This is a genomic window from Niastella sp. sgz303648 (genome assembly GCF_059587045.1).
The window spans coordinates 809447-822089 of sequence record NZ_JCAPSW010000001.1; the positions used below are offsets into that span (position 1 = coordinate 809447).

Sequence of the window (12643 nt, forward strand, 5' to 3'; positions counted from 1 at the left end):
ATTGTTACTCCTCCTTCATGTGCGTAGGATTGTAAGAGAAATCATAGAATTTTATATCTATGTTTTCATACTTAATTAGTTGTTCCATAAATTCATCAGCCTGGCTATAGTCCTTAAGTCTGATTGCAGTGGCTTTACGTTTTCTTTTTTGTTCAATTGTTATGCTCAACTTCTCTTTAACATCTCCATTCATTTTTCTTGCATCATTGCAGTAGATTTTGCAAATGGTCCTGACAGGAATTGTCAATTTAATTGCTCTACCTCTAATAATAATTTCATCGTCACAAAACATTAAGATTGCGGCTTTATAATACCTTAATAGTCCATAAATAACTGCTGTCATGCAAAAACCAAATACAGAAAAAATTAAAACTTTTTTCCAAAATTCGGGAACCAGCCAACAGAAAACAGTAGCCTGCATTTCTGCTCCTGCACTTTTAAAAGGGGAAAATAAAAAATCAAAAACAATGATTACTAAGAAACAAAGTCCTGCTATAAGCAGGAACAAGTTTGTCAGGTAAGGAACTTTTCTCCGAATACCTACTCTAAATGTTTTGGGGGTGTTCATTTGTAATTGCCACGACCTTTGTTACAGGCTGTGGTTTTCTCTGTCAGGCAGATCGTTCTATTATTTTTTTATTTCGTAACAAAGTTCCACTATTCCGTTTTTGTAGGCTGTCACATCTTTCAGGTGCAATGCATGCTCTTGCCCTATTTTGTCAAAGAGGGGTGTCCCTTCACCCAAAATAATCGGTATAATTGACTGTCTTATTTCGTCCGCCAAATTTAAACGTATGAAGTCTTTGGCAAGCATTGCTCCGCCTACAACCCAAACATTCTTATATTTTGGTTTTAGTCGTTCGTTCACAAGTTTGTTCAGGTCGCCCGAATAAGTTTCAATATTCTGTCTATCAACCGGCAGGTTTCTGTGAGTTAATACAATAGTCGGCACATCACCGTAAGCCCACCCATAAGATTTTGAAAGTTCCAGGGCGTGTTCATACGTTCGTGAACCCATTACATAGCAGTCTATTGTTTTAAGAAATTCCTCCCCATCTTGTTCAGTAACTCCTTTTTCGTAGTTGTCAGAAGTTTCAAACCAGGAAACGCTATTGTCTATTTTGGCAATAATGCCGTCAAGACTTGAAACCATGTGTATTATTATTTTAAATGTGTCTGTCGTCATTGTGGGTATGCGTTCTTTGTCACATTGAAAACTGTTTCCAATTTCGTTTACCGATTTTTGTTTTGTCATCGGTCAAATCAGTTATCTCAAGCATTTCAAATTTATTTTTACTTACTTTTTTAACGAAATAGCTATATGGCTTTCCTATGTCCATATAGTGCAAGTCGTAAACACAATATCCAATCTCTTGCCATGCTTTATTTTTCAAGGAATAAACGTACAAAGATTTATAATGGCTTGCACAACTTGAATAGTATTGTCCAATTTCTGAAACTCCGTCTTCATCTATGTCGCCAACTAAAAAAATATTTGAAGGATGGCAACAATAAGAATCCGTCTGAAGACGTGGCAGCGTTGTGTCAGTAAAATAATATGCTTGCCCATCAAAAGCCATTTCTCCATCTTGTTTACAATAATTTAATGGCTCTAATACAAAAACGGAATCCTTTGTCAGATTGTTTTTAACGTTGCCGATATAATGCAAGCCTTCAAATCCTTCTTTTATTTCTTTCTTGTCATAAAAGCGCCAATACGAGCCACAAGTAGCGTCTGAACCATACTTATTGAAATAATATTTGAGTACAGCTCGGTGTCCGTGCAGAACAGAGTCGCTAAAAAAAACATAGTCGGTAGCCTTTACTTTATTGGCGTCAAAGGTTGTGTCTGTGGTTTTATTAATCGGAGTCAAGGTAGTTATAAGTGCTGGAACCTTTTGGGTTTTGTCCTTACAAGAAACAAGAATCAAAGAGGTCAAAATTGTTAAAATAATTTTCAGCATTTAGGGACTTTTATTATGGCAGCCAACGAATCGGTATTTGCGATGGCAGCATATTACTGCGCAAAGACTTGTCCGAAAAAGTCAAGTGCCTTTCTCTCTATTTTCCAACTTGCCTTTTTAAATAGTCCGAACATGGATGTCTGTCGTTTAAATTTTTTTACTTCGAATTGTCTCTATCAAACACCCAAATATTATGATGATTCTTTGGGTTGCCGGTAAATACTTCGTCTGCAATAAATTCATTTTGGTTATTTCCAAATTTGTAGTTAACAATGTTTAAGAAATTCTTTCTCCATAGTGTTGCCAGCAGGTTATTTTCCTTCCATTCTAACTTTCCCTTAAATAACAATTTAACTCTTCTTGTTTTACCATCTGCTGTCATCTTAAAACTTATTTTCTTTTTCTTTTCTCCAAAAATGTGATATCTGGTAAGCTTTAATTTATCTCCCTCCTGCTTTATTATAAATACACTGCCCGTGAAACCTTTTGGTCGGGATTCCAATTTGCTTTTCTCTAAATTAAGTACCCAGGTGCCCGTATAGTTAGGCTTTTGAGCAAACGTGTGCGAAAGGGAAACAAAAAAAACAATAAGAGTCAGTACAATTTTCATTTTACAATTCATACAATAAGTGATTTAACATTATTTCAAATTTCTATTTTAAAAAGAACTGTCCCCGACATAGTTGTGTTTAATAAATCTGTCCATTGCCTACTTTCAGCCATTCTAATTTTAATCCTGTCTCCTGTTTTATTTTATTGAATTCACTGTCTGTCAGGTAGCTTATTACAAAAGCCTGTCCTTCCGGGAAAAAAGTTAGTCTGCCTTTCTTATTATATTTTCTACATAAGTCTTGAATTTTGTCAAATAAGTACCCGTCTGCCCAATCATCGTCAACCTTCAAATCCCATTTGTATTTGTCGCCTTCAAATTCAAAGGCAACCCATGCTATGCCGTCCTCATTGTCATTACAATAGTCTTTGATATTTTGAAAGTTCAAGTCGCCATTTGAAATGCGTTTCAGATTTTCCAGAATTCTAACATATGACCCTTCTCCTTCGATTGCTTCCAGGTCGAAATGCCAACAATTGTTTGAAAAGTTTAGATAAGGCTTGTCAGATGTTTGGTCTCCTAAAGAGATATATAATGCGTCAATTGGCCTGGAATGATATGCCAGCACGTCTTTCCAGCGATTGAAAATGTCGTCTTCCTGAATTTGCGGGTTTATGGAAAATCCAGCCTGCTTTAATTTATCCAGTGATGCTTTAAATGTCATTGTTGTGTCTTTTAGTTGAGTCTCTTTCGGATTTGATAAATGAGGGATATCACAACTTATACCAACAAGTAGTGTCAATAAAAAAATCACCCATGTAGTTCGGATGTTCATTAATGTTGTTGGCATTGCGAAGTCAAACAGGTTTTGCATCATGATATTATGGCGTACAACGTTCAAGGCTTGTGCAGTTGCTGAAGGCGGGAATTTCAGCACTATTGCTTAATAGAATTACAAATGTTCAATTACTTCCGTGTGCTCAATAAATATTGTCAAGCCTCGCTTTTGGCAATATCATGATATGGACAATTAAGGTGTGTCAGCAAGGTTACTATTAATATACATTAGTGATTATATAATTGCACACAACATTATATTTCCGCTATCACACGCTACTTTTAGCGGGGAACAAAGCACGGTTGTCACCGGGTAGCGCAAATACAACTCAGGTCAGTTTTAAATCATCCAACGGGCTAATTATTTTCAATAAGTCTCTAATAAAATCCGTTTTTTTTGCCCTCCCCTTACGTTTTCAGTGTATGGCTTCGCCACATCAGTCACAGCATCGCAACTAATCAAAGCCTTTGGAATATGATAAGCGTAGTGGATGGTAACCAATCCATAACCACCTCCTGACACCGAGATTACTAAAATTTGATGAATAACAAAAGGCATTTACTTCTTTTTTAACAGTTACGCGCAATGGAAGAATTCAGGTTTAACCCGGTAATCAGCCTGAAAAATTATATAACAGACGATATATAAATTTGATAATCATTAATTTATTTAGTTTTTCGAATTGGCACATGCGGAATTTCTTCGCCGGCAGCAGAGAAAGCGAACGAAGATGAATATAACTTTACTCAACTCAACAGGATAAGTATTACGCCGTAAACGAATTGGGATCATGCGGGCTCACTGGCCGGCCGGAAGGCCAGGAATAAGGGAAAAGTCCAACAGGAGTGCGATGGTAGTTCGACAGGAGTGCGTGCGATAGACCTACAGTATACTCACTGTAGCACCGGAGTGTTGGCGAATATATTACCTATTCGGAACGGACTGCACCCGGATTTTGCCCAGCCTAATCCGTTCTCAAACTCCTTACCGGGTTGGCCAACGCTGCTTTTATAGCCTGAAAACTCACCGTAATTAAAGTAATAAGTAAGGCGCCGATGCCTGTAGTTGCAAAAATCCACCATGATAACCCTGTATGATAACTATAATTCCGCAACCAATTATCCATAGCATAATAAGCGACAGGTGTTGCAATTATAAACGCAATAAAAACGAGCATTACAAAATCTTTGGATAACAATTGCCATAAATTGAAAACGGTAGCACCTAACACTTTTCGCACACCAATTTCTTTTACCCTTTGCTCTGCCACAAAAGACGCCATGCCAAACAGTCCAAGACATGAAATAAAAATGGCAAGCACTGCAAACACAGTAGCAAGGTTGCCAATGCGTTCTTCATTGCTGAATTTTTTCGCATAGGCTTCATCAACAAATTTGTAAGAAAAGGGAACAGCCGGTGAATATACTTTACAAATCTTTTCAATTTTTTTAAGCGCATCATGTGTGCTCATCTGCGGATTTGTTCTGATAATTAAATCATCAAAACCTTTGCGACCAATAAAAAAGACCGTTGGCTTAACGGCCTTGTATGGCGAGCCCATCACCATATCTTTCACCACTCCTATCACGATGTTTTCTTTGCGCCTGAATTGTATTATTTCGCCAAGGGGTTCTTTAAGGCCCATATATTTTACAGCAGCTTCATTCAGAATTACTGCTGAAGAATCTGTAAATAACCGGGCATCAAAATCTCTTCCTGCTTTAAACTGCCATCCTATTGTTTTACCATATTCAGACGTAACCCTTATGCTGCCAAAATCATAATTTTGAGAGGGATCTTTTTCTTTCCATTCAAGATCGTTGCGATTGTTATTGATGTCGTAAGTTGGACTTGATGCTCCTGCTATTGCAGTGACGGCACCGCTTTGGAGAAGATCTGTTTTTAATGTTTCAAAATGATCCGGCAGATCACTCGTTGTTACTGTTATATCAATCAGGCCATCACGGCTGTAACCAACAGGACGATCTTTTGCAAATTGAATTTGTTTAAAAACAACAACAGTACAAATGATCAGGACAACCGACACGGTAAATTGTACTACCACCAATGACTTGCGTGGAATTGTTGCCAGCCTGCCCGCTTTGAAAGTTCCCTTCAAAACTTTTACAGGTTTAAAAGACGATAAATATAGTGCCGGATAACTGCCGGCAATGAATCCTGTAAGCAATGTAAAACCAACACTTAACACCCAGAAGAGTGGATTGCTCCACGGCATGATGACATCTTTATCGGCAAGATTGTTAAAGAATGGAAGTGCAAGCCTCACCATAAAAAGAGAAAGTACAAAAGCACCTATCGCCATTAATATTGACTCGCAAAAAAACTGGCTTATCAATTGTAAACGTCGTGAACCAATCGACTTGCGTATCCCTACTTCTTTCGCTCTTTTTTCGCTACGTGCTGTACTCAGGTTCATAAAATTGATGCATGCAAGCAGCAGCACAAATATTCCAATAATTCCGAGCAGCCACACATATTCAATGGCACCTCCGTTATTAATACCATTCTTAAATGCTGCATATAAATGCCATTGGCTCATGGGCTGTAAAAACATTTCAGGTTTTAGTTTTGACGATGCAGGGTAGTTATCCCGTTTTATATTTTTTATCCTTTCTGAAACCCTCGCCATATTAGCATTATCTGATATCTGAACATACATGAAGAGTGAATTATCATTCCAGTCACTCGGGTCTCTTCCTATCCAGTCTTTGGCATTTACAAAAAAATTCCATGATGCAATAAAGGCAACATCATGCAATGTTGTATTCGCAGGAAGATCTTCATATACCCCTGATACATTAAATATTGCCTTATTATCCAGCTTTATTAGCTTATTCATAGGATCGGCATCACCAAACAATGCTTTTGCAACCGATGCAGAGATCATCATGGAAGAAGCATTTTCCAATCCTTTACGTGTTCCGCTACGCATGTTGAGCGTAAACATTTCGGGAGCTTCATCACCCATAAAATTTCCGGTGTATAAAATATTTTTATCTCCCGCACTCAGCACATGCGACTCTGTCCATGATGCCATTACGATATGCTTAAAATGCTCTCCATAATTTTTTCGTAATGCTGCATCAAGCGGTAATGGGATAGCGGCGCCGGTATGTATTGTATTATTATGCACATCATTTTCCATTACCTGTGCAATGCGATCGTAGTTCTGATGATATTTATCGAACGAAAGTTCATCCCATATCCATAAGCCAATCAGCAAAGCAACCGACATACCAACAGAGAGGCCCGCAATATTGATGAGCGAATGCATTCTGTTTTTACTAAGATTACGCCATGCGGTCTTGAGATAATTTTTAATCATTTTAGAACCGGAATTTTTATGATTAAATGATGTTGATTTAGGCCAGACGGGGCACACTTATTTCTCAGGCAAATGTAAGCTCAACGGTTGTGCCAATTACTAAAAGCCGCTATGGGAAAGGGTTTTAGAAACATCCGTTTCTTAAAAGTGTACGGAAGCGAACAGTTTATTGTACGAATCCGGGGCAAATCTTTATTTTCCGGATGACACCTTTTTCGCCGGGCGCACCGGCTACATGATAACAATCTTGTCTTGTTTAACGGAAATTTTGATACAGGGGATCCAGCCCATAGCACATCAAAACTACTCATATCTTATAATGCTTTCCCATCCCTTTGTCTTAGGGTCAATATTAATTTGAAGGGCTGGCTCAGGGATCATATTAAACACCTGCCTGTTTACGTTGGTTACCGAAAGCAGTCCTGAGTCATGTTGCAATGCCAGTTCAACAAACTGCAAAAATTCAGCAAGGTATTGTTCATCCGATCCGTCAGGTACCAGCAGGTTATTTTTATCCAGCCACAACAGTTGCAGCTCTTCGTAGGTTACCCAGTTCATTAACCCGTTGCAATAGTAATGCGTTGGAGCATAAAAATAACACGGTAATTGATATTTTCGCATTCAACTTTGCTATAATGAAATTCCTGAAGTTTTACATACCCACTCCTAATCCCTGGAAAATTCCTTCACGGTATACATCAAAAGTTGACTTTTCGTTTAATGCAAAGTCGTTTGCGTTAAACGGATTTGACTTTTCATTTAACGCAAAGTCGTTTGCGTTAAACGGATTTGACTTTTCGTTTAACGCAAAGTCGTTTGCGCTAAACGAAATTGACTTTCCGTTTAATTGAAAAAGACATGCTTTAATAGTAATGCGTTGATTTTCAGGCACAAATACTCCTATTGAGGAAACGGTTGCTGCAATGGCAGAGCTCGTAAAAGAAGGAAAGGTAAGGTACATTGGCTTATCGGAAGTGTCGTCTGAAACTATCCGGAAAGCGCACGCAGTGCACCCCATTACAGCAGTGCAAACCGAGTTCTCATTATTTGAAAGAAGTCTGGAAGAAGCGGGCATTAACAAAACTTTGCTTGAATCAGGTATTGGATTAGTTGCTTATTCGCCATTGGGCCGGGGATTTTTATCAGGTCGGTTTAAATCGCCTGATGACTTTCCAAAAGATGATTTCAGACGTACTTTGCCCAAATATCAGGGAGAACAGTTTTATAAAAATATTGAGCTTTTACAGCATATTGAAAATATGGCATCCAAAAAAGGCATTACAGGTACGCAGCTGGCACTGGCCTGGACTATTGCAAAAGGAGCGGTACCGATTCCCGGAACCAAAAGAATAAAATATTTGGAAGAAAATATTGCCGCAACAGAAGTGGAATTGTCTCAGGATGATTTGAACCAACTCGAAAACATTATTCCGCTGGGTACAAAAACAGGCAACCGCTACAATGATATTGGAATGCTTTATATTGATTAAAGTACCATTGCCGTCACTTGCAACAACTCTTTTTTGGCAGGAAAATCTTTTTGATAATATTCAATATTTTGCGCCACATCAGCATCTGTATTTATGGGTCAATCTTTTCTGACCCCAAAGTTACGGCAGTTTGGGCAACTATTTAATTCCTCAACCCAAATAAGAACCGGGTTGCTTTGAACTTTTTAATGAAATAGTACGCCAGCCCTGAACCTATTATAGTCGTTAGAACAATCAATATAAATTCAAAGAAGCCATTATCAACATATTTTATTATATAAAAACCGGCAACCACTATAATACTTTGGTGAATAATATACACCGGCAATACGCTTCTGTTCAATTCAGGTAATACTTTGTTACCAAAATTTAATTTACGTGAAAAAAGAGACACGAAATAAAGCGTCCAGCTGAAAGCAGACAAACCAATAGGAACAGATACCATGATATGATACCAATTGTATTTTGGATCAAAGGCAGCTTTTCTAAGCGGTGTAACCAACAGGCAGCCAATTAGCAGCAGGGAACTTAAAATCCCTAATATCAATAGTATGTTATTATTCTTCTTTACTACAGGAAGTAGTCGCGCATGTTCTTTAACCAAAATAAATCCATACACGAAAAAGAATGCATACGTGAAAAAATCTGCAACACTCGTATACTCCGGGAAAATGGGTTTTAGCAGAATTAATGTAATGATGATGGGTAAGGCAAAAAGCAAAATCAATTTCGGCCGTTTAGTGAGTTTTTGTATAAATGCTTCTGAAAGCCCTTTGGTATTAATACGTTTTAATAATGGAAACATTATTAAGGTCATAATAAATAAGTAGGGCAAATACCAAAGGTGAATACCAATTTCAATGATCCATAAAAAGAGGTCGAATTTTAAATCCTTGTCTATTATAGATTTTGGATAGTTGATCATGAAATCAACAAACGAAATGTTTGTTCCTGACTGAAGCGTTTGGTAGTAGTATTGACAAGGCACAATTACAATTGCTCCAAATACAAAAGGAACAATCAGCCTCAGGAAGCGGTCATAGAAAAAATGCTTACCTCTTGATCTTAATGCGAGCCAGGTGCCAACTCCGGAAACGAAAAAAATCAAATGCAATCGCCAGGTATGAAAGAAAACAGTAAATATATCGGCTACTATTGTTTTGTTATCACTGTTTAAAAGCCAATGAAAATTAGTAAAGGGTTGCCATGAATGAAACAATATTAATACGCCAAAAGCCGAAACACGTAGCCAGTCTAAATACCAGATTCTTTCATTAGGATGCATGTTTAGTTGGTTTATTGATACAATACGCACCTTGTATGTATCAGTTGCTTTACCCTTGTAAATTTCCTGACCGCATCAATATAGAAAATATATTTCAATTTATCCGCCGATACCAAAAAACGTTGCCCTTTGTCGTTATACATATGATTTTGTTTTCATACCACACCCCTACATCACCAGCTCAATCATGGCACTCAGCTCCTTTACGGCAGATTCGTCGGAGCCGGAGAAACCGGTAACACGAAAGCGGATATTGCCGTTCTTATCTACAATGAATTTAGTGGGGATTCCGGTTATGCCAAAACTTTCCACCACATTGTTATTGCCAGTTTGGGCATCTTTCAGATCCATTAATACCTGAAACGTATAGCCGTTATCAGCAATATATTTTTTGGCGGCTGTGGTAGCATCGCCCTCCCCTCTTTCCCAGGTATGAATGAACAGGAATTTTACATTGGGATTGTCTTTGTACTTATTCACCGCCATTTGCATGGCCGGAAAAGATTTTTTACAGGGTCCGCACCAGGTAGCCCAGAAATCAAGCACTACTACTTTTCCTTTCAGGCTTTCCATACTCACGGTATTGCCATCCACATCTTTCAACACAAACACCGGACAAGGCTTGCTGATCATCGTGCTCTTTAAATTGGCTATTACTTTTTGCGTAACATCATCTTCCACGTCTTTCATAAAGGCTTCATATGGTTTGGCGCCGGGGTTCAGTTTTTCGTAAAGCGATTTATGTATTTCCTTCAGTCTTTTTTCGGCATAGCCTGTTCTTACTATTTCATCGGCTTTTTCAAAGGCTTCTTTATCGCGGCCCAATGCCACCAAAATTTCAGCATAAGTTTGACTGATAAACGGAACACGGTCGCTACGATCGTTGAAAGCTTTTTGCACATACACGAGGGCGCTGTCGTATTGCTTTTGTTTAAACAAACCCGATGCGTACAAATTACAGTAGGTTCGGTATCCTATAGCCGCAAACTGGGCCCCTTCTTCTTTGGCACGTGTGGTTTTAAAAGCATAGGAATTTTCCATGGCTTTTTTATACAACCCGGTTGCCTCTTTTACATATCCGTTCTTTTCAAGTGCCATGCCAACACCGGCCCAGGCTTCACCGTTCCAGGCGGGCGTTAACCCTTTGTTGGCATACAACAATGCCTTCTTCACATTTTTTTCTTCGGCAAAGGCTTTGGCTACTGAATGGGCGGCATAGTCGTACAGTATTTTACTGTCTTCAAATTTTTTAACCGGATATTTCTTCAACCATATTTTATACGCAGCTTCTTTTTCAGCAGCAGTGGCTGCGTTGTATACGGTTTGCACATCTTCGAGACGCAAGGTCATGCCGCCGGGGAAACGTTGTTTGCTGGCAGCTACTACCGAATCGCTGGCAGCTTTCTTTTTTAATACAGCGAAAAGGTTCTGCACCAGCATCCAGTCTTTTTCGCGGGGACTTTTTAACAGGTCATATAATTTGCCTGTGACCAACTCTTTGTCGGCCGCCTTTCCTGAAGTAGCTAACCGGTAATAGTATTGATCGGTGGTGTCTTTGGCCGATTGCGCGTTGATTGCTGTATTGAATAAGGTTGTTGCCAGAACAGCAATTAATCGATAATTCATTTGATATGATTGAAATGGGTTATGGTAAAGAATTGTTACAAGTTACAGGTTTCATGTTACAGAGCCTTAATGTGTTGATTACCCTGAACCTTGTAGCCTGTAACTTGTAACCGCACTTTGCGGCTTTGCGACTTTGCGCGAAACAAAATAATGCTCAACGAACTCAATAGCCGTCGTTTTGAGACAAATTGGTATTCAGTAATCGTTGTGCATCGGGTATCGGATATAATACGGCCGTATTTTTCCAGGTACCGGGTTTTTGTCCGCCGATAACGGCAGCGGCCCTTCCGGTTCTTTTTAAATCGAGCCAGCGATGGCCCCATTCGCCAAACAACTCTATTTTTCTTTCCTGCTCAATGGCCAGCAACAGCTGGTCTTTGGTTAATGAAGAAGATAAAGCGGTTAAGCCTGCCCTTGTTCTTATTACATCAATATCGGCTTTTGCTTCGGTTAATTTATCCTGAAGCGCCCGTGCTTCAGCCCTTACAAGGTACAATTCGGCAAAACGCAAAGCTACACTGTATTCGTTGCCGGTGCCGGTTCGTACCTTGTACTTATTTACAAAGTAATAATTAACCGAGCTTATGGTTGTTACGCCCGTCCAGTTGGTTTTACGAAGATCGCCGGTTTCGAATGATTTGTATAAAGTATCATACATCGAATACGAAGGTATAACTCCGCTTACCGCCAGATAAGCTGTTCCGTATGAGGTTACGCCGGTAGTATTGGGTATTTGCCAGATGATTTCATTGCTGGTATTTACAAATACGCCGTTCAAATCGGTCACCAAACCATATACGCCGGAACCAATCACTTTGGTAGCTTCGGCTTCGGCATTCGCATTATCCTTATTATACAAATATACCCTGGCCAGTAAAGCGGTAGCCGCCCATTTATTGATGCGTGCGCGGAAGGTGCCGGCATATGCTTCGGGCAACAACGACTGCGCATCTTTCAGGTCAGTAACGATCTGCGCCCATACCTGCTGTGCAGATGTGCGCGATAGGTAAGCATTTTCAAGATCATTATTAGTTAACGGCATAGGCACAGCGCCATAAAAGTTCACCAGCTCAAAAAAGGTAAATGCCCGCAAAAATTTTGCTTCGCCCAACAACTGGCTTTTAACCGCCGGACTAAGAGTTTCGGAGGCGTATATGCCTGCAATAGCAAAATTTATGTTGCGCAGGTATTGATAACTGTAATACCACAAATAATTTTGATTGAGGTTATTGCTTATTGAAACCGTATTGGATTCAAACCCGTCAAAATCAGCCACGGAGGTATTGTACTGAATATCATCGGCCGACATACCCGGAAACATAGTATAGGGCACCAACAGGTTCGACATAGCGCTGCCGCTGTACAAACCCAGTACCGCGCTGGTTGCGGTTATATCATTGTTAAACACCTTCACATCTTCTACCTGGGTGGGCGGCGCCCCCAATTCAACAAACTTTTTACACGACGACAAAAGTAGTACAGCCGGTAAAAAAATTGAGCTCAAAAACGGTTGTAAAAATTTATGGTTACGCATACTTTCAATT

At 39.3% G+C, this 12643-nt stretch carries 12 protein-coding genes; 2 read left to right on the forward strand and 10 right to left on the reverse strand.

Annotated features, from left to right (window positions below):
• Window positions 1-4: 4 nt before the first annotated feature.
• From AC59IL_RS02875 to AC59IL_RS02905, 7 genes are all read right to left on the reverse strand, one after another.
• Window positions 5-568 (reverse strand): hypothetical protein, encoded by a 564-nt coding sequence (locus AC59IL_RS02875; RefSeq protein WP_496550568.1) that lies wholly within the window; start codon window positions 566-568, stop codon window positions 5-7.
• 60 nt (window positions 569-628) lie between these two features.
• Window positions 629-1255 carry a dihydrofolate reductase family protein gene (locus AC59IL_RS02880; RefSeq protein WP_496550569.1) on the reverse strand — a complete coding sequence of 209 codons (627 nt, stop codon included), beginning with the start codon at window positions 1253-1255 and terminating at the stop codon, window positions 629-631.
• Entirely contained in the window at window positions 1206-1964 is a 759-nt protein-coding gene (locus AC59IL_RS02885) for a hypothetical protein (protein WP_496550570.1), read from the reverse strand. Before AC59IL_RS02885 ends, AC59IL_RS02880 begins: the two co-directional genes overlap by 50 nt.
• 157 nt (window positions 1965-2121) lie before the next feature.
• Entirely contained in the window at window positions 2122-2586 is a 465-nt protein-coding gene (locus tag AC59IL_RS02890; protein WP_496550571.1) for a hypothetical protein, read from the reverse strand.
• Window positions 2587-2653: 67 nt separating this feature from the next.
• Window positions 2654-3364 carry a hypothetical protein gene (locus AC59IL_RS02895; RefSeq protein WP_496550572.1) on the reverse strand — a complete coding sequence of 237 codons (711 nt, stop codon included), beginning with the start codon at window positions 3362-3364 and terminating at the stop codon, window positions 2654-2656.
• 952 nt (window positions 3365-4316) lie between these two features.
• Entirely contained in the window at window positions 4317-6698 is a 2382-nt protein-coding gene (locus tag AC59IL_RS02900) for an ABC transporter permease (RefSeq protein ID WP_496550573.1), read from the reverse strand.
• Between the two features lie 303 nt (window positions 6699-7001).
• Complete coding sequence (locus AC59IL_RS02905; RefSeq protein ID WP_496550574.1) at window positions 7002-7319, reverse strand: hypothetical protein; 318 nt, start codon at window positions 7317-7319, stop codon at window positions 7002-7004.
• Between the two features lie 14 nt (window positions 7320-7333).
• On the opposite strand from AC59IL_RS02905, the gene AC59IL_RS02910 reads away from it, so the two are divergent.
• Together AC59IL_RS02910 and AC59IL_RS02915 are read left to right on the forward strand one after the other, a co-directional pair.
• On the forward strand, window positions 7334-7549 hold the full coding sequence (locus AC59IL_RS02910; RefSeq protein ID WP_496550575.1) for a hypothetical protein: 216 nt from the start codon (window positions 7334-7336) through the stop codon (window positions 7547-7549).
• A gap of 51 nt (window positions 7550-7600) precedes the next feature.
• Window positions 7601-8188 carry an aldo/keto reductase gene (locus AC59IL_RS02915; RefSeq protein WP_496550928.1) on the forward strand — a complete coding sequence of 196 codons (588 nt, stop codon included), beginning with the start codon at window positions 7601-7603 and terminating at the stop codon, window positions 8186-8188.
• A gap of 142 nt (window positions 8189-8330) precedes the next feature.
• Here the strand turns inward: AC59IL_RS02915 and AC59IL_RS02920 are convergent, their stop codons facing one another.
• The 3 genes from AC59IL_RS02920 to AC59IL_RS02930 all read right to left on the reverse strand — a co-directional run bounded on the left by AC59IL_RS02920 (window position 8331) and on the right by AC59IL_RS02930 (window position 12633).
• On the reverse strand, window positions 8331-9473 hold the full coding sequence (locus tag AC59IL_RS02920) for an acyltransferase family protein (protein WP_496550576.1): 1143 nt from the start codon (window positions 9471-9473) through the stop codon (window positions 8331-8333).
• A gap of 168 nt (window positions 9474-9641) precedes the next feature.
• Window positions 9642-11099: a redoxin domain-containing protein gene (locus AC59IL_RS02925; protein ID WP_496550577.1), complete on the reverse strand. Its 1458-nt coding sequence runs from the start codon at window positions 11097-11099 to the stop codon at window positions 9642-9644.
• A gap of 163 nt (window positions 11100-11262) precedes the next feature.
• Entirely contained in the window at window positions 11263-12633 is a 1371-nt protein-coding gene (locus AC59IL_RS02930) for a RagB/SusD family nutrient uptake outer membrane protein (RefSeq protein WP_496550578.1), read from the reverse strand.
• Between the last annotated feature and the right edge of the window lie 10 nt (window positions 12634-12643).

Excerpts from the sequence above, each read along its gene's own strand:
- AC59IL_RS02895 (WP_496550572.1), bottom strand. The coding sequence starts at position 3,364 with ATGCCAACAACATTAATGAACATCCGAACTACATGGGTGATTTTTTTA.
- AC59IL_RS02910 (WP_496550575.1), top strand. The coding sequence starts at position 7,334 with ATGAAATTCCTGAAGTTTTACATACCCACTCCTAATCCCTGGAAAATT.
- AC59IL_RS02875 (WP_496550568.1), bottom strand. The coding sequence starts at position 568 with ATGAACACCCCCAAAACATTTAGAGTAGGTATTCGGAGAAAAGTTCCT.
- AC59IL_RS02920 (WP_496550576.1), bottom strand. The coding sequence starts at position 9,473 with ATGCATCCTAATGAAAGAATCTGGTATTTAGACTGGCTACGTGTTTCG.
- AC59IL_RS02885 (WP_496550570.1), bottom strand. The coding sequence starts at position 1,964 with ATGCTGAAAATTATTTTAACAATTTTGACCTCTTTGATTCTTGTTTCT.
- AC59IL_RS02930 (WP_496550578.1), bottom strand. The coding sequence starts at position 12,633 with ATGCGTAACCATAAATTTTTACAACCGTTTTTGAGCTCAATTTTTTTA.
- AC59IL_RS02880 (WP_496550569.1), bottom strand. The coding sequence starts at position 1,255 with ATGACAAAACAAAAATCGGTAAACGAAATTGGAAACAGTTTTCAATGT.
- AC59IL_RS02900 (WP_496550573.1), bottom strand. The coding sequence starts at position 6,698 with ATGATTAAAAATTATCTCAAGACCGCATGGCGTAATCTTAGTAAAAAC.
- AC59IL_RS02890 (WP_496550571.1), bottom strand. The coding sequence starts at position 2,586 with ATGAATTGTAAAATGAAAATTGTACTGACTCTTATTGTTTTTTTTGTT.
- AC59IL_RS02905 (WP_496550574.1), bottom strand. The coding sequence starts at position 7,319 with ATGCGAAAATATCAATTACCGTGTTATTTTTATGCTCCAACGCATTAC.
- AC59IL_RS02925 (WP_496550577.1), bottom strand. The coding sequence starts at position 11,099 with ATGAATTATCGATTAATTGCTGTTCTGGCAACAACCTTATTCAATACA.